General features: G+C 38.7%; 22 protein-coding genes and 2 riboswitches. Of the genes, 4 read left to right on the top strand and 18 right to left on the bottom strand.

The window, feature by feature from the left end; all coding sequences use genetic code 11:
* Positions 1-125: 125 nt before the first annotated feature.
* Positions 126-674 (bottom strand): PTS sugar transporter subunit IIA, encoded by a 549-nt coding sequence (locus tag BGM26_RS15520; RefSeq protein WP_217040883.1) that lies wholly within the window; start codon positions 672-674, stop codon positions 126-128.
* Positions 675-941: 267 nt separating this feature from the next.
* Between BGM26_RS15520 and nagA the strand changes: the two genes are divergently transcribed.
* The 4 genes from nagA (at position 942) to BGM26_RS15500 (ending at position 4525) form a co-directional block, all read left to right on the top strand.
* Positions 942-2141 carry an N-acetylglucosamine-6-phosphate deacetylase gene (gene nagA, locus BGM26_RS15515; RefSeq protein WP_217041196.1) on the top strand — a complete coding sequence of 400 codons (1200 nt, stop codon included), beginning with the start codon at positions 942-944 and terminating at the stop codon, positions 2139-2141.
* Positions 2138-2869, top strand: coding sequence for a glucosamine-6-phosphate deaminase (gene nagB, locus BGM26_RS15510; protein ID WP_217040882.1), 732 nt, complete (start codon positions 2138-2140; stop codon positions 2867-2869). The genes nagA and nagB overlap by 4 nt, the downstream gene beginning before the upstream one ends.
* 92 nt (positions 2870-2961) lie before the next feature.
* Positions 2962-3684 (top strand): GntR family transcriptional regulator, encoded by a 723-nt coding sequence (locus BGM26_RS15505; RefSeq protein ID WP_217040881.1) that lies wholly within the window; start codon positions 2962-2964, stop codon positions 3682-3684.
* A gap of 103 nt (positions 3685-3787) precedes the next feature.
* Positions 3788-4525: an SIS domain-containing protein gene (locus BGM26_RS15500; protein WP_217040880.1), complete on the top strand. Its 738-nt coding sequence runs from the start codon at positions 3788-3790 to the stop codon at positions 4523-4525.
* 526 nt (positions 4526-5051) lie between these two features.
* Here BGM26_RS15500 and BGM26_RS15495 read toward each other — a convergent pair.
* The 17 genes from BGM26_RS15495 to BGM26_RS15415 all read right to left on the bottom strand — a co-directional run bounded on the left by BGM26_RS15495 (position 5052) and on the right by BGM26_RS15415 (position 22349).
* Positions 5052-5927: a radical SAM/SPASM domain-containing protein gene (locus BGM26_RS15495; RefSeq protein ID WP_217040879.1), complete on the bottom strand. Its 876-nt coding sequence runs from the start codon at positions 5925-5927 to the stop codon at positions 5052-5054.
* Positions 5928-6285: 358 nt separating this feature from the next.
* Positions 6286-7260, bottom strand: a complete 975-nt coding sequence (locus BGM26_RS15490; protein ID WP_217040878.1) for a 2-hydroxyacid dehydrogenase — start codon at positions 7258-7260, stop codon at positions 6286-6288.
* A 203-nt stretch (positions 7261-7463) separates the two neighbouring features.
* Positions 7464-7889, bottom strand: coding sequence for a DUF1801 domain-containing protein (locus BGM26_RS15485; RefSeq protein WP_217040877.1), 426 nt, complete (start codon positions 7887-7889; stop codon positions 7464-7466).
* 398 nt (positions 7890-8287) lie between these two features.
* Entirely contained in the window at positions 8288-9223 is a 936-nt protein-coding gene (locus BGM26_RS15480; RefSeq protein ID WP_217040876.1) for an ATP-grasp domain-containing protein, read from the bottom strand.
* A 349-nt stretch (positions 9224-9572) separates the two neighbouring features.
* Positions 9573-10388: a MetQ/NlpA family ABC transporter substrate-binding protein gene (locus tag BGM26_RS15475; protein WP_217040875.1), complete on the bottom strand. Its 816-nt coding sequence runs from the start codon at positions 10386-10388 to the stop codon at positions 9573-9575.
* Between the two features lie 102 nt (positions 10389-10490).
* Positions 10491-10600: riboswitch (SAM riboswitch) on the bottom strand.
* Between the two features lie 53 nt (positions 10601-10653).
* Positions 10654-11385 carry a CoA-transferase subunit beta gene (locus tag BGM26_RS15470; RefSeq protein WP_217040874.1) on the bottom strand — a complete coding sequence of 244 codons (732 nt, stop codon included), beginning with the start codon at positions 11383-11385 and terminating at the stop codon, positions 10654-10656.
* Complete coding sequence (locus tag BGM26_RS15465) at positions 11378-12163, bottom strand: CoA transferase subunit A (RefSeq protein ID WP_217040873.1); 786 nt, start codon at positions 12161-12163, stop codon at positions 11378-11380. Before BGM26_RS15465 ends, BGM26_RS15470 begins: the two co-directional genes overlap by 8 nt.
* A 55-nt stretch (positions 12164-12218) precedes the next feature.
* The gene (locus BGM26_RS15460; RefSeq protein ID WP_217040872.1) at positions 12219-12977 is read right to left on the bottom strand and encodes a CoA-transferase subunit beta; all 759 of its coding nucleotides are present in this window, start codon (positions 12975-12977) and stop codon (positions 12219-12221) included.
* Positions 12978-12979: 2 nt separating this feature from the next.
* Entirely contained in the window at positions 12980-14005 is a 1026-nt protein-coding gene (locus BGM26_RS15455; RefSeq protein WP_217040871.1) for a CoA transferase subunit A, read from the bottom strand.
* 15 nt (positions 14006-14020) lie between these two features.
* Positions 14021-14662: a methionine ABC transporter permease gene (locus BGM26_RS15450; RefSeq protein WP_217041195.1), complete on the bottom strand. Its 642-nt coding sequence runs from the start codon at positions 14660-14662 to the stop codon at positions 14021-14023.
* A gap of 1 nt (position 14663) precedes the next feature.
* Positions 14664-15665, bottom strand: coding sequence for a methionine ABC transporter ATP-binding protein (locus tag BGM26_RS15445; RefSeq protein WP_217040870.1), 1002 nt, complete (start codon positions 15663-15665; stop codon positions 14664-14666).
* An 11-nt stretch (positions 15666-15676) separates the two neighbouring features.
* Positions 15677-16495 (bottom strand): MetQ/NlpA family ABC transporter substrate-binding protein, encoded by an 819-nt coding sequence (locus tag BGM26_RS15440; RefSeq protein ID WP_217040869.1) that lies wholly within the window; start codon positions 16493-16495, stop codon positions 15677-15679.
* A 383-nt stretch (positions 16496-16878) separates the two neighbouring features.
* Complete coding sequence (locus tag BGM26_RS15435) at positions 16879-17028, bottom strand: YezD family protein (RefSeq protein ID WP_217040868.1); 150 nt, start codon at positions 17026-17028, stop codon at positions 16879-16881.
* Positions 17029-17127: 99 nt separating this feature from the next.
* A riboswitch (SAM riboswitch) is annotated at positions 17128-17239 on the bottom strand.
* A gap of 153 nt (positions 17240-17392) precedes the next feature.
* The gene (locus BGM26_RS15430; RefSeq protein WP_217040867.1) at positions 17393-17836 is read right to left on the bottom strand and encodes a universal stress protein; all 444 of its coding nucleotides are present in this window, start codon (positions 17834-17836) and stop codon (positions 17393-17395) included.
* A 122-nt stretch (positions 17837-17958) separates the two neighbouring features.
* Positions 17959-19161 (bottom strand): DUF3880 domain-containing protein, encoded by a 1203-nt coding sequence (locus BGM26_RS15425; protein ID WP_217040866.1) that lies wholly within the window; start codon positions 19159-19161, stop codon positions 17959-17961.
* Between the two features lie 20 nt (positions 19162-19181).
* Positions 19182-20369 carry a DUF3880 domain-containing protein gene (locus tag BGM26_RS15420; protein ID WP_217040865.1) on the bottom strand — a complete coding sequence of 396 codons (1188 nt, stop codon included), beginning with the start codon at positions 20367-20369 and terminating at the stop codon, positions 19182-19184.
* 27 nt (positions 20370-20396) lie between these two features.
* Positions 20397-22349: a DUF3880 domain-containing protein gene (locus tag BGM26_RS15415; RefSeq protein ID WP_217040864.1), complete on the bottom strand. Its 1953-nt coding sequence runs from the start codon at positions 22347-22349 to the stop codon at positions 20397-20399.
* Positions 22350-22413: the final 64 nt, after the last annotated feature.

The raw sequence follows: 22413 nt of genomic DNA, 5'->3' as shown, positions 1-22413 counted from the left end.
ATATAATATATTCATAAAAAAACACATTCAATATAGGTGAACACGCTTTCAAGGCTTTTCGTAAATACAGGCTCTTCAGTGAAAAGGTTTTCACTGAAGAGCCTTGATAAAAATGACACTTAATATTATTCAGCCGATAATATACCGCTTTCTCCTTGCTTTATTATTCCGTGTTTTTCCAAGTTAATATTTGTTGCATTTGTAAATACTACTGGTGTGACAGTAGAAGGGGCAGATTTCCTAATGTAATCAAGATCAAACTTCAAAATTTCTTTTCCTTTACTAACTTGCTCGCCTTCGTTTACAAGAACTGTAAAACCTTCACCTTTTAAATTGACAGTTTCTAAACCAACATGGATGAGAATTTCATAACCCGTTTTTGATTTAATACCGATCGCATGCTTAGTAGGAAAGACATTCATAATCTCGCCATCAACTGGCGAAACAACCGAACCATTCGCTGGAATAATGGCAAAGCCATCCCCCATCATTTTCTCCGAGAATACTGGATCTTCAACTTCTGTAATTGGAATGATTTCACCTTCAATTGGCATGACAAAATCTTGATTATTTAGGGGTATCTGTCCTGTTACTTCAGATGAAGCTGTTACATCCTCATTTGCCTTCACGTTATTTTTTTCTACCTTTTCTTTTCGCTTAAATAATCCAAACATGTTAATATCTCTCCTTTAGCTGATAAATTGTAGTGAAATTGATTCTTAATAATAAAACATTATAATGACAAACTGTTATGGTTGTCTATACCTATTTTCTAGTGTTATTTATTTAAACTTATAACCTTTTAGCATAAACCCTTATAAATTAAATGTTTCAAAATAACATTAAATTAAATTTGATAATTTGACTTTTCTAGTGGTATAGACAACTATACTTTAGAGATGCTAAGATATTATTACTTAGTAAGGAAGGACAGGGTGTCGATGAATCATAAGGGTAAACCTATTTTGCTAAAGGGTATGCAAATTTATTCTGAAGAAATGAAGATTGAAAGTGGATATGTAAAAATTATAAATCAGAAAATCGTCGAGTTTGGATCGATAGAAAACTTAGATCTCAAGGAAGAGTTTGAGATTGTTGAGGTTCCTTCTAACTGTAAGGCGATTCCTGGTTTTATTGATGTTCATATTCATGGGGTCGCTGGTGCTGATGTGATGGATGCGACAGAGGAAGCATTAGAGACAATGGCAAATGCCCTTCCAGGAGAAGGCACAACCAGTTTTTTAGCAACTACGATGACACAAAGCAGTACAGCGATTGAAGAAGCTTTAGAAAATGCAGGCAATTATATTTGTAGTCAACAAACTCCAGGAAAAGCAGAAATAATTGGCATTCACCTTGAAGGTCCCTTTGTAAATCAAAAAAGAGCTGGCGCACAACCGATGAACTATATCATTGATCCAAACTTAGAGAATTTTATAAAGTGGAATAGACTAGCGAAGGAAAACATTAAGTTAGTCACATTGGCTCCAGAACTGCCAGGCGGGTTAGAAATGGTTAAATATTTAAAAGCGAATGGCATTATTGCTTCCATCGGTCATTCCGATGCCACATATGAGGAAGTGGTCGATTCCATTTCCGCAGGATCCAACCATACTACTCATCTATTCAATCAAATGCGAGGGTTGCATCATCGAGAACCTGGCGTAGTTGGAGCTGCATTTTTGTGTGATGAATTAAAAACGGAAATAATTGCTGATGGCGTTCATGTTCGACCTGAAATGGTCAAGCTGGCATATAAGCAAAAAGGGAAAGAGGGAATCATTTTAATAACAGATGCAATGCGTGCAAAAGGATTGAAAGATGGAAATTATGATCTTGGCGGCCAAGATGTGACCGTTAAGGACGGCAAAGCGATTCTTCGTGACGGAACTCTTGCTGGCAGCATATTAAAATTTGGACACGCTGTAAAGAATATTTTAACTTTTACAGGATGCTCACTCGAGGATGCCATAGAGATGGCTTCAGTTAACCCAGCAAAACAATTAAACATCATTGATCGCAAAGGAAGCATAGCAGTAGGAAAAGATGCAGACATTGTTATTTTGGATGAAAATTTAGATGTATTAATGACATTCTGTCGCGGAAAACTTGCCTATCACAGAGGAGGAGAAACGAAATGAATATAATAAAAGTAAAAAGTTATCAAGATATGAGCAAAAAAGCTGCTGAATTTATTATTGAAAAAGTGCGCCGTACTCCAAGTATCACCCTTGGACTCGCAACAGGCGGAACTCCTGTTGGAATGTATAGCCAATTAATTGAAGACCATAAAGAAAATCTTACTTCGTACAAAGATGTATCAACATTTAATTTAGATGAGTACATCGGACTTTCAGGAGACAATCCCAATAGCTATCGGTATTATATGAACGACCAGTTATTTAATCACATTGATGTCCAAAAGTCGAAGACAAATATTCCTCGCGGCGAAGTGGAAGATTTACAAAAGGAATGTGCAGATTATGAAAATTTGATCACAGAAAACGGAGGAGTCGATCTTCAAATTCTTGGAATTGGAAGCAATGGGCATATTGGATTTAATGAACCCGGAACATCATTTGATTCCCAAACCCATATTATTGATTTAGCTCCATCAACACGGGAAGAAAACGCAAGATTTTTTGACAGGCTTGAAGAAGTACCTTCCCAAGCTATAACTATGGGGATTGAGACCATTATGAAAAGCAAAGAAATCCTGCTACTTATTTCGGGTGAACAAAAAAGAAAAGCTCTGTTCCAACTGTTAAATGGAGAGATAAGTGAAAGCTTCCCAGCATCTGTATTACGGAAGCATCCTTGTGTTACAATTATTGCAGATGAAGAAGCAATAGGTAATACAAATATTTGACGGTGAAAATAGAGTATCTTCAACACGTTCTATTTTATGAAACGTGTTGAAGAATGATTTTTGATTCATAGAAAGGATCAGGTGAATGGAGATTGATTAAGAAGAATTCCCCCATTCCTATTTATTATCAAATAATAGAATTTATACAAGAGCAAATCGAAAAAGGTGAGCTAAAGCCGGGAGATAGCATTCCTTCTGAAAGAGAGTATGCAGAAAAATACCAAATTAGCAGAATGACAGTGAGACAGGCTTTTACACAGCTTGTAAACAACGGCTACTTACATAGGTTACAAGGAAAAGGAACGTTTGTTGCTGAACAAAAAATCGAACAAATTCTTCAGGGCTTAACAAGCTTTACTGAAGACATGCGTGCAAGAGGAATGGAGCCGGGTAGTCAAATAATCCACTTTCAATTGATTCCTGCGACAAGTCAGATTGCTAGCCATTTGTCCATCAAAGAATTTGAACCGGTATATGAAATTAAACGTATTCGCTTAGCAGATAATGTTCCGATGGCCTTAGAGACAAACTATATTTCAGCCAATCTTATTAAAGGATTAACTGAACAAATTGTAAATCAGTCTTTATATGCGTATATTGAAGAACAGTTAAACTTAAGAATCGATCATGCTTCTCAGGTTATTGAATCGTCAATTGCTAATCAAATGGAAGCACAATATTTAAACATTCAAATAGGATTACCAGTCATGCTTATTCAAAGAAATACATTTCTTCAAAATGGGACTCCTGTTGAATTTGTTAAATCAACCTATCGTGCAGACCGTTATAAGTTTATGATTCAGATGAAACGGTGAAGTTTAAGGCTTTTTTTTCTTAAACTTTAGCACCAACAAGAGACACGTTGATACTAATCTATTCGAAAATAGCCAAGATTAATGAAGGTGGGATATTTCCAGCATGTTCAATCAATACTTTCACAAGCTTCAGGAATTATTAGGCACTGTCGAAAAAGATGAAAAAGAGAATATAAAGAAAGCTGCACAGAAGGTTGCGGTATGTATTCAGAATAATGGAATTGTTCATGTATTTGGTTGTGGTCATTCTCATATGATCGGAGAAGAGTTATTTTACCGTGCAGGCGGCCTTGCTCCCATTAGTCCAATCCTAATTGAAGATTTAATGCTGCACAACGGGGCTGTTCGCTCGTCACAATTAGAACAAAAAAATGAATTTGTGGAGCAGTTCATAGCCCGTGATTCGATTCAATCAGAAGATGTTGTGATCGTTGTCTCAACATCTGGAAGAAATCCCGTCCCGATTGATGTTGCTGAAATCGCTCAGAGACAAGGTGCCTTTGTTATTGCTATTACCTCCCCTAGCTATGCCAATAGCCAATCATCCCGACATAAGAATGGGAAATATTTATATCATTCAGTTGACCTCTCGATTGATAATCACATCGATGTCGGCGATGCACTTATGAAACATGAATCCCTCGATGTATCCTTTGGCTCTGGCTCAACCATCATCAGCATGGCCATTGCCAACAGTATCATGGTTGAAGCGGTTAACATCATGCTCGAAAATGATTTCTCCCCCCCTATTTTTATAAGTGGGAACACTGATGGAGCCGAAGAACATAATAGAGAGCTAATCAACAAGTATAAAAGTAGGATTCCGATGCTGGAACGCTAATTCTAACTTTAGTTAAGTGATCTGAAATCGCAATACTAATACATCCTCGCTAACAGGGCAGTGAAACCACTAAAAAATTATGATCAACTTCGATCCTGAACTACTTTATTATTTATCGAAAACAACCACCTTCTTATTATTGAAGGTGGTTGTTTAAATTCCTTATCCTGAATTCTTGGATTCGTATCATTTCCTTAGTTTTTTCTATGGGAATGTTGTTTTCAAAATATTAATCATTTATAGATTGCAATTTTGAAACTATTACCGATGTCCGTGTGTGCCTTTTTTCGGGCTCCTTAAATGATTCTATTGTACCGCTACTGGTGAAAAATCATGTTCAAGGGCTTATAGAAACGCTCTATTGGACCGCTAGTGATGAAAAATCTTGTTCAAAGGATTATAGAAAAGCGCAATTGGACACTAACAAAAAAATACTAAGTTCAACCGGGTCTATAGGACAGATATTGCAATAATTGTAAAAACAACAAAGTTTACGAAAACAGCCTTTCTTTATTTTACAAAACCATTAAACCCCAAATCTCTTCCTATACCCGCATCTCCTGCACATTTCCTCAACCGCTTCTCTCCTAGAAAATCCATCGAAGAGATTATTCGCCCTCTCACTCTCTACGATTTCAGAAAAAGGCGTGCTATTAACATTGCCTAAATTAATCACGCCTTCCCCGTCCAGACAACAAGGGACCACCGTACCGTCGACTAGAATGGCCGCTTGACTGCGAAGCGCATGACAAAAGCCTTTTCCATCATCTTCAGGTGCCTGTAAACTTGGCCATTGAAACTCATGATCCTGGTTAATATAGATTCGATTCGCAACTTTTACTCCACCGCCTGGCACCACTTTTTCTTCAATTTTGTAGTCAAGGTTAAACTCCTTCTCCAAGATTTCTAGAGTTTCCCGGTTTCTGCTTTTTTCAGCATTCGTTGCATTATCTTGATCTAGATTCCATAATCGAAACGATATAATCACATTATGCTCCGCAGCTTCCCTGACAAATGATAGAATATTAGCCAAGTATTCTTCCCGGTTGGTAGATCCTTCATGTCCATCAAAACTATGAAGGGAAAAATTCATTTGGCGGAGCGCTGGTTTTCCCAATAATTTATGCCATGCTTTTTTAATAAGAGTGCCATTTGTTGTTATATTCACCTTAAATCCCTTAGCGTGGCTTGCATCCAGCAATTCATCGATTCTCGGATGAAGAAGTGGCTCCCCTTTGACATGAAGATAAATATATTTTGTATGCGGTTTAATTTGATCGAGTATGTTGTTAAATGCATCTAACTTGATTAAATTAGCTGCTCGGCTCGTTGGAGGGCAAAAACTACAAGCTAGATTGCACACACTCGTAATTTCAATATAAACTTTTTTGAATGTTTTCAAGACGTGTTCACCATTCCAGTTCTGATTTATTATTTCAAACTCGCCTTGGCGTATTTGCGCCCAGATTTTTATCGAGCTTGCTCGATAATTTCCTTTAAAAAATCTGAGGCATCCGCCGAAGGCTTAACTTTAATCAGCCGGGGTTAAACCTCCACTGAATTGGATACCTATTTGCATTCATCTCGCCACTAATATCGTTCAGAGACTCCTGCTGAATAAAGTTTAATTACATTCATTTTAACAGAAAATGATGGTTTAATGAGCAGTCTTGCTTAGTTGGAAAGTTTCTCCTCACTTATTACATTAATTAAACGTTTAATTAACCTAAAGATGATTTCTATATTTACGTTATTTCGGTTCAGTACGGTACTGGATAAATCGGCTTCTTCCCTGTTACGACGGCAACTAAATTTTCCGCTGCCCGCATTGCCATATCAAAACTGGTTTTTGCCGTTGCTGATCCGATATGCGGGACTGTCACTACATTTGGCATTTTGAGTAATGGATTGTCTTTTTCTACGGGTTCATTGTAGAATACGTCTAATCCAGCTCCATAAATCTCTTTTTCTTGTAATGCACGAATCAACGCTTCTTCATCAACTGTTTTGCCACGGGATATATTGATGAATATCGCAGATTTCTTCATTTGTTGAAATTCCTTTGTGCCGATTAGTTCGAAAGTCTCCGAGGTAAGCGGCGTCATAAGAACAACGTAGTCCGATCGCTTTAAAAGGGATTCCATATCGCAATATTCTACGTCAAACTTCTGTTCAGCTTCAGGATTCCGGTTTCGATTGTGATAAAGAACATCCATATTAAATCCAAATTTTGCTCTTCTTGCAATCTTTTCACCAATTCTCCCCATTCCAATGATACCAAGCGTTGAACTATGTACATCGATTCCGTAAAAATCTTGATCGTCATTATTCGGTGACCAATTTCCCTCTTTTACGAAGCGGTCTAACTCAGGTATGCGTCTTGCAGTCGCCAATATAAGAGAAAAAGCCAAATCAGCAACCGTTTCATCTAGCACATAAGGTGTGTGAGTCCCAACTACTTTTCTTATTTTCATTGCTTCCAAATCAAAATTATTATAGCCAACAGATACATTGCTTACGACTTTTAAATGCGGGGCATGATCAAGGAGATCGGCATTTATCTCTCCACCACTCGAACTAGTCGTAAGCAATCCTTCAACTTTAGCTAATTCCTGAAAAAGCACGTGGCGAGGAATTGGAATTTCCTCAGCCCATTGCCCTATTTCGCAATATTCAGATATATATTTTTTCACTTCTTCTGGGATTGGCATAGTAATGTATACTTTTGGCCTCATCTTTTTTTCCTCCTATAAATCATATTATTACGCTTAGTCCTGTGGGATACTCTAGTTATATTCGTTCAATATGATCTATTTTACCTTAATATTTAGGAGCGGTCACCGAAACCGCTCCTTTATATAAACTAAATAAGGTTGGATGGCGCGAGTAGCTATCATGGTATTTGACGAAGGAGGAGCCAATACTTTATTAATTTCGTTTATTCATGATTCGGATAGGTTTCTTTCAAAAAACTTATCGATTGATTAATTAACGCTTTTAACACATTCACATCAATATCTGCTACCTTATTGATATACACACAAGCTTTTCCTGTTGTATGTTTACCAAAATCCTTTAACAACGCCTCCCGCTTCGTGTCACCTGTTGCAAAATATAAACTAATTTTTGCTTTCCGTGGTGAAAAGCCAACGAGTGGTGCATCGCCTTCGTGACCGGATTCATATTTATAATGATATGCGCCAAATCCAATAATACTCGGCCCCCACATCTTCGCCTTAAACCCACTCGCTTCAGTAAAAATATCTAATAATTTATACGCGTCTTCACGTTTCTTTGGGCTTTCAACATTCTCAATAAACTCAACGACACTGTTGTCGGTTTCTTTTGTTTTTAATTCATACATTAATTAAACCTCCCTTACAACATTAACATTGGTTGTAACAATCATAGCACTCGTCACCAACAGGGGACAAGGGGACAGGCAGAGACCACTAAAACACATCCCGATAAATAGTAATAAACATAAAAACATATAATAAAAGAAAAACCCCTGATATTTGGTATAATAGAGTTATATGGGAGCTACTACCAAACAGGGGTTTTCCTATGCTTAAAGACAAAAATATGCAATTAAGCATCTATTCATTATTTAAATGTCTGTTTTATAGAACCATTTTATGAACTGAAATAACAGATAGCAAAAGGGGCTAGCCCTCCACTGCTTTAACACAGTGGGGCTGGCCCCAAATGGAATGTAAGTCCAATCCACTTTTCTTCAATAGATATGACTGGCTGTATTAATCACAACTTCTCCAACTCTTCCCCAAAAAACTTTGCAATTTCAAGCATGCCATATTTCTCTACAGCTGCTTCCGCATCTGAATTATAATTCGTGTTTGTATTTACATCATACGTATAAATCTCCCCATCTTTATCTCGGATAAATTCAATTCCTGCAATTTGTATACTATTATTCTTTAAGAATTCCTCATATTTCTGAAGGATTGGATGATCAAAGTTTTCAATAATTTGAAATTTAGGCTTTAAAGGAACTTCCTCGCCAACTGGACAAAAGAGATCCCCAATTCTACAAGCATCTGCTGGACAGAGCTCAAATCCCTCAGATGTATCAACTTGGACAGCATAGACGAATTTGCCGCCAATAAATTCACAACGAGTAATGTAAGGCTCAGGTGCTTGAATATACTCCTGCACCAACGTGATCCCATCTACGGAATCTTCAAACGTCGGACCCTCAAGATACTCCTTCAATCCTTCTAAGGTATAAAACAAATGAACACCTAACCCTTTTCCTGCTCTATTATGCTTTGTAATAAAAGGTTTCCCTTCAAAAGATCCGGCAGCTTCTAAGATTTCCGATATCCCAACTGCAGCTAATGTTTTCGGTGTTCGAATTCCGTATGTGTTCAGAGATAAATATTGTGCTACTTTACTAACCTCAAGTTGAATCGCTCTACTTCCATTAATCACTTTTCTGCCATGTTTCTCAATCCAAGCAAGCACTGCACTCGTTAGTTCCGGAGCATACCGATGTCCTCTAGTATGCGAGGAAGCACTCATACGATTATAAAACACTCCCTCTGGCGGGATCTGACTTAAGTCCAAAATCCCTTTGTCCAAAAACCACTCTTCATAAGGAATGTCTAATTCCTCCAACCGCTTTGTTAAGTGCACTGTCCATTCACTATTCTCATGTATTACATAAATTTTCGACATACTTTTCCCCTTTATTCATTAGATTCTATTTCTATCTATTATACTGTAATATGGGATCATTTACATTTTGGTAGAAAAAAAGGGCCTGCTCTCTCAGATACTACCGATCCACCTATCCCCTTTAAAGAGGTAATAGCAGGTATAGTACCTCGCTTCCTTATATGAAGCATTTAGATCGATAGATGTCATGAAACTGCTATAAAATACAAAATAGAATATTCGTACTAATTAGAATCCGTCTTGTTCCCGTTATGCCGGATTTTTCAAGAAAATGGGCACGAATTGCTGAATTCAATAAACGGGGTCAGTTCCGAACTGACCCCGTTTTTCGATCACTTACTCTCAGTTTTTATTTCAATTGATATGGAGGTTTCACATATCCTTCAGCATTTTTGTTTGTATACTCCAAAAACTCCTTCGAATAATAAGCTTCTTTTAATGCGTTAGCAAAAGGCTTTTCCTCGTCCTCTTTACGTACCGTTAAATAAATCAAGAAATCTTCAGGTGTCTTTTCTACATCAACTGCTTCGACTAATTTTAAACCTGATGCGAGAGCGAAGTTGCCATTAACAAAGGCAAAATCAGCATCTCCTAATGAACGGGGAGTTTGAGCCGCATCTAGTGGCTGGATTTTCAAGTTAAATTTATTATCTAGAACATCTTTTTCGGATGCGGTCGTCGGATCAACATCCTCATTAATCGTAATCCAGCCATACGCTTCTAACATGTGCAGCGATCTTGCCAAGTTTGTTGGGTCATTTGGCATCGTCACCTTCATTCCTTCTTTTACATCATCTAAAGAAGTATGTTTTTCTGAATATAGTGCAATCGGAGCAGTCGGTACAGCATAAGACGGAACTAAATCCATTCCATGATTTTTATTGAAGTTTTGCAAGTAAATCCGATTTTGGAACAAGTTTGCATCAATTTCTCCTTCGTCAAGCGCTTTGTTCGGTTGAATATAATCATTGAATTCAACAATCTTGACTTTATATCCTGCATTTTCTAACAATGGCTGAATCCCATCTTTTAATTGATCACTGTACGGACCAGCTGTTGCTCCAATCTTAATCTCATTTTTCTCGCCACTAGCTGACTCCGAACCGCATGCACTCAACACAAGCACACCCGCTAATATCAATAAGCTAATTAACAACTTTTTCATTTCTGTTCTCCTCTTTCTCGCTAAAATTAGATTGTCTTGATAAAAAGAAACGACCCCTTAAATAATAAGAGGTCGCAGCATCACAATTAATGTAAGCAAAACCTCTTATCTGTCAGATTTGATAAAAAATCTGCTGGAATTGGCACCGTTTGAATCATTCAATGGTTGCCGAGGTATCAAAGGGCCAGTCCCTCCACCTCTCTGTATAAGAGTTTTCATATATTATTTTTTTATGTTGGTATTATTCCTTAAACATTATGAAGGATTAACGAAACTCACTAAAACGTATTCCATTCTGATCAATTGTTTCCAATAATTGGATTTCCTCTTCTGTTATCGGTGGAAATGGATGAAATTCTTCATGTTTTTCAACAGTAAATCCTGTATTTTCAATAACCTCGTCAATGGTAGCAGGAGGAAATATGGTATAAAGACGCAAGCGGTTATCAAGATCCGATCTCTTAAAAATTCCTAAAGGAGTAATGACTATTTCTGTATTACCAGCAGCAGTAATGACATCAAGCTTTTCCACGAGTCCGCGGCTATCGTGAGTTGTCTTCCACAATATCCCTCTTTTCACCGTTGGAAGTAAGGCGGCACTTCCAGCCCCACCCGGCAATCGAACTTTCGGTTGATGGAAAGGCCCGATTGCACTTAAATTTAACCGGCCATAATCATCAATTTGAGCCCCGCTTAAAAAGGCGACGTCTAACGCACCACGCGCTGACAAATCAAAAATATCAGCTAACGAAAATTCAGCGATCGCGCCTTCACGTAAGGACGCATCTACTGTTGAATAGTTAGAATAGGCTGTTGGCTCCGCGTCCACTACACCAGCTATACTTAAATAAACGGCATTTTTTGCATGTAATCGCTTTGCTAATTGGATCGCTATTGCCGGCATTGGAGATGCTACGCCATGAAAAACCCGCTCACCATCATTAAGCAGGCGTGACATTGCAACAGTCATGTAATCAGCTGTTTTTAAGTTAGACATGGGACGCACCCGCCTTCGCTTTTTCTAAATAGCTCTCCGGATTTTGCAAATACGACTTCACTTCAGCCTCATTGATTGAGTAAAGCGGGGCACAGCTTCCTGGGGCCGCGCCCTTCTCAGAAAGGACGACACTTTCGACAAGAAACCCTGGTATTTGAGGTGTGCCCCCCCAGCTTTTGGAAGAAATGATTTTTTCTGCTGTTATGATGACCCTCTTAGCTGCCTTAACCATGATTAAATCTTCAAATAAAGCTCCGTCAACATAAGCATTTCCCTTTTCATCGGCGATATTTGTATGGATAATCGTGACATCAGGTCGTAGTGCAGGTACAACTGCTGTTTCAGTATTAGTAAACGGACATGTCACTTTACGCACTAATCCAGTTAATTGAGGCAATTCACTACCTTCAAATCCATTAATCGGTTGGAACGGAACACCGTAAATACTTGCCCGAAGGCCCGCAATTATACTGGCACAAGCATGTTCATGAACGACTATTTCTTGATTTTGAACACTTCTTCGATAGTTCTGTGCTAAACCAAACATTTCAAAACCGATATACCCACCGTACACAGAACGAATCGCATTAGCTGCCGCAAATAGATCAACATCTAGAGCACCAGCTGTTTTTATCACGGATAGATTTTTTTTCTCTTGACGAATCAGCTCTAAAACGAAGGCAATTGGAGAACGATGCAAAGCATTCCCGCCAAGTGCAAGTAGTGATCCATCTGAAATAGAGGCAACTGCTTCTTGTAACGCAATTTGTTTCGACATAGACATTCCCCTCTTTTTTCATTAATATTTAGAAATGGACATATGCTGCCAACTCTTATGCAAGCACGATCCCATCCGGATCAAGAGACCGTAACGCTTCAAGCTCCTGCTCCGTTGGCGGTTGAATATATGACCAATCTTCAGAAACAGTAATTGGAAAACTACTATTCTTTTCAACATCTTCCAATGTATATCCTTCAAAAAGCTGAAGTAATGTCATTTTTTTCGTTTCTTCATCGAATCCGTAAATGCCCAACTGTGTAATCACCCGATATGGACCTGTGTTAGCCGGTAATCCCACTTTCTTTCGCTCACCTGGACCAGTTAAATAACCAGGACTCGTTAGAAAATCAAGCTTCTGAACAAACTTTTTACGGTCTTGACCCATCAATATGATCGTTCGTTCACATAAAGATGCAAGATCCGCCCCACCACCCGAGCCTGGGAGCCTGACTTTCGGTTGCTCCCAATCACCAATAACCGTTGTATTTAAATTTCCATACTGATCAATCTGTGCCCCACCTAAAAAACCATACTGAATCCATCCTGCTTGGGCAAGGCACATCACATAATCCATTGAACCGACAATTACCCCATTTTCATAAGTTAACGATTCACTTACTTGAATAGGTAATCTGCCAGTAGGTTTTCCTCCAACGCCACCGCCCTCGAATACGAGTAAAAGATCAGGTGCATGCGTATTTAGCGCTAATGTGGAAGCAAGCAACGGCATCCCAGTTCCGACAAAAACACCCCCACTTTTTGGCAATAAACGAGAAGCCGCAATGATCATTTTCTCTATCTCATTAGCCATCTTTACCCTCTCCTTTTTGCTACTTTCGGGTATGGTGCCAACTTCTTTTCAATTTTCTCTAATTGATAAAGCGTACGTAACCCACCGATTTTTTCTAAATAGTGATAATGATCCTCACTTCCATACACATATGTATCTAAATATTCCGCAACAGTTTCATCACTCACAGATGCATCTAGCCATATTTGCCAATGATCCTCATCAAATGAATAAAGCCCTGGAACTTGATTAGGATGAGAGCCATACGGAGCTTCAACAACTGCATCGACAACAAAGTATGGAATCTTTGTTAATGCCGGATCATTCGTAATGACATCATCGTGCACGATTTCTTCAGCTGTGATTAAAACAAATTTCGCTGCATGAGCTATTTCAATATCCTCTGTGACATTTCCATCAATTTGACAATTCCCATACCGATCTGCACGGTGAACATGGATGATGGCCACATCTGGATAGCATGCGGGCAAAAGCTCAACGGGCTCATTTGTAAATGGATCCACGATCGTTTTTGAACCGCTGTAATGTAACGTATCTGTTCCTAGGGAGGAACGCGTTGGGTAAAAGGATAAACCTTTCATCGCCGCCGTAAATCTCCACTGGAATCCAGCATTCGTTATTTCAGACAGGACGCGCAGACGACCCGTTTCAACTGCTGTTCTTGCTGGTCGTGATAATCCGCGCACTTCATCTGCAAAACCATATGCCACCTCTGCCTTCGTTACATTACCAGCAGCAGCCAATAGGTGCCAATCATGTTGGGAACCTTTCGCACCGATCGTTAAATTTCCGATTTTTTGGCGAATAATCTCATGTACTGCTGAGATCGGATTGCGTACAGATCCCATGCCTCCGAAAACGATGTAATTGCCATTTTTCACGCCACGCGCTACTGCTTCTGTAAGGGTTGTCGTCTTATCCTTCTTCATCATCGATTTGTTTCTTTTTCGATATTCCCTCATCGTATCAGGATGCTCCCATCCATAAAGCTTGGATGACACATCCTCTTTAATAGTTACTTCTGCCATTTCCTTCTCACACCTTTATCTTTTATCCACAGCTCTAGCTGCCCGATCACCGATATACTGAATAAGCTGCACGAGTACGATTAATATAACAACTGTCGCAATCATGACATCATTTTGGAAACGGTAGTATCCGAAACGGATGGCAAGATCGCCAATGCCGCCTCCGCCAACAATTCCAGCCATTGCGGAATAGCTTAATAAACTAATAACGGTAACGGTTAGACCAGCAATCATTCCTGATCTTGCTTCTGGTAATAGCACTTCCTTAATTATCAGCCATGGGGATGCGCCACATGATTCCGCAGCTTCGATGACCCCTTTATCAATTTCGCGCAGAGATGTTTCCACTAAACGAGCGTAGAACGGAATAGCCGCAAAAGTTAGGGAAACGCTCGCTGCAGCGGGTCCCATCGTCGTACCAAGAATAAGCTTTGTAACTGGGATTAGAACTACTAGTAAAATAATGAAAGGAATTGAACGAATAATATTAATGATCGTACCCGCAACACTTTGCAAAATACGATTCTGCCAAAACATTCCTTCACTAGTGACAAATAAACCGATCCCGAGCGGAACACCAACGATGATCGCAAACACGACAGAGATCCCCATCATCCAAGAAGTTTCCATAAAAGCCTTTCCAAACTCATTGATCATATCAAGCGACACCTACAAGCACCTCCAGATGATTGGTCCGTTTTCTTATATACTCAATTGCTTGCTGAATTTCCTTGCGATCGCCAATAATTTCAATAATAAGCGTTCCTAATGGACGATCTTGAATATACGTAATTTGTCCATGAAGAATATTAACGGATACTTTAAATTGATCCAGTGTTTCTGATATGACGCCTTCCTCGGCGGATTCTCCCCGGAATGTAATTTGGACAATCGGCCCTTTCCTGCCAACAAGTAATCGATCAGGCAATGTTAAAGAGTGAACCGTCTGCACAAATTGTTTTGTTAACTCTGTTTGCGGGTTTGAAAATAGATCATATACATCGCCAAGTTCAACAACTTTGCCATTTTCCATCACAGCAATTCGATGACAAATCTGTTGGACAACTTCCATCTCATGTGTAATTAACACGATTGTAATCCCTAATGTCTCATTTATTTCTTTCAATAACTTTAAAATCGAAGCCGTCGTCGTCGGGTCAAGGGCGGATGTTGCTTCGTCGCAAAGCAATACCTTTGGATCATTTGCAAGAGCACGGGCTATTCCAACGCGTTGTTTTTGCCCCCCAGATAACTGTGCAGGATAATGATCTGCTCGATCTGAAAGGCCTACCATCTTTAGCAACTCTGGGACACGTTTCTTAATTTCTTCTTTACTTTTACCCGCTGCCTTTAATGAAAAAGCGACATTATCGTATACTTTTTTTGAGCTGATTAAATGAAAATGCTGGAAGATCATCCCGACTTTCTGGCGTTCTTTTCTAACCTCTTTATCCGACAAAGCGGTCATATCCTTTTGATCAATAATGATCTTTCCACCACTCGGTCTTTCTAATAAATTTAAGCACCGTAACAATGTACTTTTTCCGGCGCCACTATAGCCAATGATTCCGAAAATTTCCCCCTTATGAATCTCTAAGTTTACATTTTCTACAGCCGTCAAATTGTTATATTGTTTCGTTACATTTATGATTTCAATCATTTTTTTCACTCCTATTCAGCTAGATATGATGGCTTTGTATACCCCGCTAAATTCTCATTTGTATATTCTAAAAACTCTTTCGAACGAAACGCTTCTTCTATTGCTTGCACAAAAGGCTGATCCTTTTCTTCTTTACGTATAACAAAATGATTCATGTACTCTTCTGGTGTTTTCTCTAGATCTGTCGCGTCAGCAAACTTTAATCCCGATGCAAGGGCGTAGTTTCCATTAATAAAGGCGAAGTCAGTATCACCTAATGAACGTGGAAGTTGAGCAGCTTCTAATGGCTGAATTTTTAAATTATATTTATTTTCAACAATGTCTTTTTCAGAAGCTTTTGTTGGATTGACATCATCTTTTATGGTAATCCAGCCGTAGCCTACAAGCATTCGCAGGGCTCTAGCTAAATTCGTTGGATCATTTGGCAACGTTACCTTCATGCCTTCCTTCACATCATCTAATGATTGATGTTTTTCTGAATAAAGACCAATTGGAGCAGTTGGTACCGCAAATAACGGAGTTAAGTCCATGTCATGATCTTTATTGAATTGTTCTAAATAAACCTGGTGTTGAAATAAATTCGCATCAAGTTCGCCCTCATTCAGCGCATTATTCGGCTGAATATAATCATTGAACTCAATAACTTTAACTTTATAACCCTCTTTTTCTAGTATCGGTGTAATCGCATTTTTCAATTGATCGCTATATGGACCTGCAGTCGCGCCAATTGTTATTTCTTTCTTATCACCGCTCGCTGACTCAGAACCTCCACAAGCACCTAAAATAAATGCACCTACTAATAACAATAAGCTAATTAACAATTTTTTCATTTTTGTTTCTCCTCTTCCTTGCTAATATTGTATTTTTGAGAATAAAAAAGCCTCTTGATCCCACAAAGATGGTTGTAAACCAATCCCGTGAACATCAAGAGGCCTCCGGTTGTCCGGTCAGCTGCTTTTCTTTTTATTATTATTTTAGGCTTTTTTCACATATATTGTTGTTTTTAGCCTTAATATTTTGCCCGTTGATTTCCGCTGCGGGCACTTGCTTTCCGCGGGGAGGGACGGGAGCCTCCTCGGCGTTACCGCCTGCGGGGTCTCCCGTTCCCTCTATTCCCGCAAGAGTCAAGTGCCCTCCGCTCCAATCAACTCAGATTATTAAATAAAAATCACATTATAAAAACAACAAACTTTACGAAAACAGCCTTATTTTATTAAACTGTAAACCGTTGCTTTTCTATCCGGTTAATTTGAACAATTTTCCCTTCATGAACGGTGATTTGCAGCTCACCAAATCGCAAATTTTCAAGCGCTTCAGTAATCGCTTTAAGCTTTTCTTTCTCCTCTTTCACCTTCTCTGCCATTTCCTCATCTCCCTTTTATCTTAGGTTAGACCCGATATACAAGAAACGACCTCTTATATAAAATAAGAGGTCGCCGCATTACAAATATGTAAGCAAAACCTCTTATATATCAGATTTGAAAAAAATCTGCTGGAATTGGCACCGTTTGAATTCAGGTTCAATGGTTGCCGAGGTATCAAAGGGCCAGTCCCTCCACCTCTCTGCATAAGAGTTTTTCTAATATTTAATTTTTTATGTTGATACTTATATTAATCTCAAACCATTAAGTTGTCAACCAAATTTGTAAAAAAATCCTAAGGCCTCCAATTTCGAATTATAGCTCTTCTGGATGTAAGTGTCTAATCCCACTTTCCTTTTCAAAAAATTACTCACTGTCTTTTTGTGTTCTAACGATCAGTACGTCACAATGTGCTGAACGGGTAATGTTCTCAGAAACGCTGCCAATGAATAAACGTTCGACTGCATTTAACCCTGTCGCGCCGCAAATAATTAAATCAGCTTCAATTTTATTAGCTATATTTTTGGTTATAGTTACTTTCGGTGAACCGAATTCAAGCACTGTGTTCACTTTTTGTAGACCTAAGTCATTTGCAATCTTCTTATATTTATCCAGCAATTCAATTCCGTACTGTTCTGCTCTCTCCTTAATTGATGCAGCATCAGCAGGATATGATCTGATCTCGAGGACGTGTACAAGATGCAACTCGGCATCGTTCCGCTTAGACATTTCGACACCTTTTTTTAATGCCCGCTCTGCCTCCTCTGATCCATCAACTGCTACTAGAATATTATTATACGTTAAACCCATCTTTTCTCCTCCTTTTCTTGATTTTAGCATTTTTTAGGAGAACAGGGATAAGTAAATCATGTAAAATAATGAAAATTCCATGAATTCATTCTCGAGTATTACATTGGTAGCTTTGTCCAAACTTAATCTGTTGTTTCTTCCTTTTTTATCTTTAAAAATTGATTTTCATTAATCAAGCCATTTGTAAGTAAATTTAATTCTTTGAGTTCATCTACCGTCACCCCAAAGGTTTGGGAGATTCTCCACAACGAGTCGCCGGTTTTTACTTTATATATCAAATATTGCTGATCATCTTTATCTTGAAAATAGTTGAATTTAGGATTCTCCCTTGAAGCCGCCACTTCTAGATCAACAATTTTTTGCTCCACTAAAATATCAATCATTTGCCTTGTCCGAGCTTTATAAGAGTTGGGTTGAACAGATATGTGTCCTTGGTTTTGAATCGCGCTTCTTTCATCTGCATGCTTGAGATAGTAGTTTACTTTTTCAATCGTATCTTCGGGTGATGATGAGACAATAAGATCGATGCCAGGTTTGAACGTGCTGCTTACGCCTGGAGAATCTAATGTCAGCAGGAAACCTCCAGAGCCAAGAATTTCATGTGTGCGCTGCGTAACTAGATCTGGGTAATTTTGCAAGCCAATCATAATGTCTGAAGAACTATAAACTTTATTTGCTTCCCGGTAGTAGAGATGCCCGTGAATCCAATCCTTTGGAATTTCGATACCTAAATATGAGCCCATTTGATCCCAATGGTTGCCCCAAAAATCGATTCTGACCTGCTTTTCAAGAAGCGGTTTTATTAAACGATTAATCGATTCATGACGAAAATGGTCTGGATATTGCATTAATTTATCCGGATAAGCATTGGCAACCACTGCAATTTGGGAACTGTATTCCGTATATTTGCATGTCGGAAAATGCACACTCTCTTCAAAGCCAAAGTCTAAAAATGCTGATGGAATTCCTCGCTGTTGATATTTGTTTGCAGTCTTCTCACAAATGGTAAAAACGAAATCTGGCTGCATTTTTTCAATTAAAGGTAACGACCAATTGTTCGTGTAGGCAGGGTCCTCAACAGCCCAATAGATCAACGGAATATTTCTAGGTTTTATTTGTTCTCTTACTAGGATTTGTTTTTCTGGTGTATGTTCTTGCCCCCACCCAATAGTAACGACAAGATCCGGCTGAAATTCTGCAAGCATTTTGGGCAGATTTCCCTTTGTAATGGGACCTGAAATCATAATATCATGGCCATTTGAATGAAAGCCCTTTGGCAATGTATGGGGCCAAAGATTCCCGCTTTCGATAAAAAGAACTCGCAATAGTTTTCCTCCTTTCTATTCTACTTCTCTCTTATTTTTAAATAATCATTGACAGCAATCATATCTGTGGCCAGTCTATTTAATTTTTTTATATGCTCGACACTGACTCCATACTTTTTCGAAATCGACCATAAGGTTTCTTTCGGTTGAATCATATGAACTTCGTAGGTTTCTCTTAAAATGTCGATGTAATAAGCCCATTTTCCTTCTCCTGGGGCAGCCTTTTCTTTAGAAATAAGCCCAGCGTTCGTAATCGTTTCAAGAATATACTTCGCACGCTCTTCATATGAATATTTCTTTACTGCTCCGGCGCCTGCCTTTTTTATTTCGAGACGCTCCTCTGGATGGTTTAAGTAATATTTTACTAGTTTGATTGTTTCTTCAGGGGAGGAAGACACCACGAGGTCCTGTCCTGGTGTGAAAAGATTCCGAATTTTAGTGGTATTATTTGTTAATAAAAACCCACCTGATCCTAATATTTCATAAGTCCTTTGGGTCACTTGAGAATCCAAGTTTTGCACCCCTAATATGATATCAGCTGAGCTGTACACCTTATTAGCTTCTGTATAGGGTAAAAATCCATGGATCCATTCAGCAGGTATCTTTTTCCCAATGATATGTTCCATTACATCCCAATACCGTCCCCAAAAATCAATTCGAAGATTGTCCATGACAAAAGGACTCAAAAGATTACTTAGCGCTTCAAATCGATAATAAAGCGGGCTTTTTTCATATAGCGTGGGGTATCCGTTTGCAACGATTGCAAGCGAGGCATCATAATTAGAATCTTGTTCAGTCGGAAAATGTACTTTTGGATGATAACCAAAATCTAAATGAGCAGCTTTATACCCTTTTTCTCGATAAAAGTCGACACGAGGCGGGCAAATGGTAAAGATAAAATCGGGTTGAATTGTTTCAATGAGTGGAAGCGAGAAGGTAAAAGTGTATCCGGGGTCTTCTGTTGCCCAATAAATATGAGGAATACCCAAGTGTGCTACATGCTTTTTAATTACTAACCTTTTCTTTGCCGAATGTTCTCTCGTGTGCCCCATCGTAAAAATCAAGTCAGGTTTATAGCTTGAAATCATATCACTGAGACTTGCTTCCAACAATGGACCTGAGATCATCACATCATGCCCAGCATCAGCAAATCCGTTTGGCAGCCCGTAGATCCACATCGGATCACTTTCTAAAAATAAAATTCGCAAAGTAAAAACCCCCTTTCATTTGAATTCTCATAACATTTCACTTACTTTTACGATTTGGAATCCATCTTTCAAAAGTATTGGAATTACAGCATCCATTGCTTCAGCAGTTGGTTTTCCATTTAAATGTGCAAGGACGATATCATTTCCTGTCGCTTTTGTCATGATTCGCTCGACAATCCTATCAATAGACGGTTCCTGCCAATCGATGGTGTCGATACTCCAATAGACACTATAAGGAAAATCCATTCCACCAACTGTTTCTAAGACAGATTTATTCCAGGCTCCAAAGGGCGGACGGAATAACCGAATTCCATTAGTCCCGAGTAGCTTCTGAAAACATTCTTCCGTTTTCCTAATTTCTTCTGCCATTTTTTCAGGGGTAATTTTTGAAAAGTCTTGGTGGCTATACGAATGGTTAGCAATTTCATGTCCATCCTCAACTATGCGTCGCGAAAGCTCTGGATATTGCTCGACCCATTTTCCTGTTAAAAACATCGTGGTTTGAATATGGTACTTTTTCAGCACATTTAATATTTCTTCCGTGTTTTCTGCGCTCGCACCCGCATCAAAGGTTAGCGAAATCACTTTTTTATCGGTAAATCCTTTTGAAATTAACACCGAGGGAAAAGGGATGGGCGTGATGACAACATCCCCCTTTATTTTTATTAGCTGCCCAGCATATAGGGAGTCGGAAGCTAATTGATTGTCTTCTTTCAACTGTTCAATAGGAACGGAAAATTTTTTTGAAATTAGGCTAAGTGTATCCCCGTGACAGATGGTGTAATAATTGAATTTCCTCTCTCTAATCTTTAAGGGCAACCCCGCCTGAATGAAATCTAGCTTTATACCATTTAATTTGATTAGGTCATCAACTTTTACTCCTAAGTCTTGAGCAATGTCAAATAACGTATCGCCATTACGAACCGTATAAAATTCATAATTACCCTGATGAACCGTTTTACGTTTCCCTGTCTCGATACGGTAAGTTGCTCGTTCTCCTTCAAAAATTCCATTTTCCTTTAAAACCTTGATTATATGTTCCGCGCGATTTTGATAGGAATGTACTTTTACAGCAGCCAAGGCGTTTTTCTTAATTTTTTCTACTTCCAATGGGTGTTCTAAATAATAGTTCACTAGTTCATGAGTTTCATTTGGTGAAGAGGATGTGATTAAATCCTTCCCGGGCGTAAATAAACGCTTAATTTCGGGCGTTTCATTCGTAAGCAGAAATCCACCTGATCCCATAACTTCATATGTCCGCTGTGTAAGCTGGCTTGGCAAATTTTGCAGACCAATAATAATTTGGGCTGAATTATATACTTTGTTTGCTAGCGTGTATGGTAAATAGCCTTTAATCCAACTTTTTGGAATTTCGGCACCTAGAATGGAACCCATTTGATCCCAGTGATATCCATAAAAGTGAGTTTCAATATTATTTTCAAGAAGAGGTGTAATTAGCTCATTCATGGAGCGATAGCGAAAATGATCTGGGAAAAAAGAAAGTTTTTTGGGGTATCCATTTGCAATGAGTGCAACTGGTGATTCAAAAACAGAATCAGATTCAACCGGATAATGAACACTTGAATGGTAACCAAAATCTAAATGTTCGCATAGGATTCCTTTACTTCTGTAGAAATCGATTCTGTCTCTGCAAATCGTAAAAACAAAATCAGGCTGCGTTCTTTCGATGTATGGCATCGTAAAAATTTCCGTGGACGTAGGGTCTTCAGTTGCCCAAAAAACATGCGGGATATTATATTTTTTGGTACTCTCATAAATTCGTTTCTGTTTCAATTTAGAGGAGTTTTCCGGGCCCCATCCCATTGTCATAATGAAATCAGGCTGAAATTCATCGATGAGAATATCCAAGTCAATGTTCTCAAATAGGCCAGACACCTTTACTGAGTGCCCAGCATCCGTAAATCCATTTGGCAAACCGTGAATCCAAATTGGATGACTTTCTAAAAATAGCACACGCACAGTGTCACACTCCTTTTTTCTTTTCGCTGTTTTCTAAATGATTGTTGTTTTCAAACAATCTTTC

Source organism: Bacillus sp. FJAT-29790 (assembly GCF_019039215.1).
Classification (GTDB): domain Bacteria; phylum Bacillota; class Bacilli; order Bacillales; family Cytobacillaceae; genus Cytobacillus.
Note: the sequence above shows the minus strand (reverse complement) of the source record. Positions and strands in the feature narration are given on the sequence as shown.

Coding starts and splice junctions, on each gene's coding strand:
- BGM26_RS15445 (WP_217040870.1), bottom strand. CDS start 15,665: ATGATTGAAATCATAAATGTAACGAAACAATATAACAATTTGACGGCT.
- BGM26_RS15430 (WP_217040867.1), bottom strand. CDS start 17,836: ATGGGTTTAACGTATAATAATATTCTAGTAGCAGTTGATGGATCAGAG.
- BGM26_RS15440 (WP_217040869.1), bottom strand. CDS start 16,495: ATGAAAAAATTGTTAATTAGCTTATTGTTATTAGTAGGTGCATTTATT.
- BGM26_RS15490 (WP_217040878.1), bottom strand. CDS start 7,260: ATGAGGCCAAAAGTATACATTACTATGCCAATCCCAGAAGAAGTGAAA.
- BGM26_RS15435 (WP_217040868.1), bottom strand. CDS start 17,028: ATGGCAGAGAAGGTGAAAGAGGAGAAAGAAAAGCTTAAAGCGATTACT.
- BGM26_RS15475 (WP_217040875.1), bottom strand. CDS start 10,388: ATGAAAAAGTTGTTAATTAGCTTATTGATATTAGCGGGTGTGCTTGTG.
- nagA (WP_217041196.1), top strand. CDS start 942: ATGAATCATAAGGGTAAACCTATTTTGCTAAAGGGTATGCAAATTTAT.
- BGM26_RS15460 (WP_217040872.1), bottom strand. CDS start 12,977: ATGGCTAATGAGATAGAGAAAATGATCATTGCGGCTTCTCGTTTATTG.
- BGM26_RS15485 (WP_217040877.1), bottom strand. CDS start 7,889: ATGTATGAATTAAAAACAAAAGAAACCGACAACAGTGTCGTTGAGTTT.
- BGM26_RS15455 (WP_217040871.1), bottom strand. CDS start 14,005: ATGGCAGAAGTAACTATTAAAGAGGATGTGTCATCCAAGCTTTATGGA.
- nagB (WP_217040882.1), top strand. CDS start 2,138: ATGAATATAATAAAAGTAAAAAGTTATCAAGATATGAGCAAAAAAGCT.
- BGM26_RS15480 (WP_217040876.1), bottom strand. CDS start 9,223: ATGTCGAAAATTTATGTAATACATGAGAATAGTGAATGGACAGTGCAC.
- BGM26_RS15470 (WP_217040874.1), bottom strand. CDS start 11,385: ATGTCTAACTTAAAAACAGCTGATTACATGACTGTTGCAATGTCACGC.
- BGM26_RS15465 (WP_217040873.1), bottom strand. CDS start 12,163: ATGTCGAAACAAATTGCGTTACAAGAAGCAGTTGCCTCTATTTCAGAT.
- BGM26_RS15450 (WP_217041195.1), bottom strand. CDS start 14,662: ATGATCAATGAGTTTGGAAAGGCTTTTATGGAAACTTCTTGGATGATG.
- BGM26_RS15520 (WP_217040883.1), bottom strand. CDS start 674: ATGTTTGGATTATTTAAGCGAAAAGAAAAGGTAGAAAAAAATAACGTG.
- BGM26_RS15500 (WP_217040880.1), top strand. CDS start 3,788: ATGTTCAATCAATACTTTCACAAGCTTCAGGAATTATTAGGCACTGTC.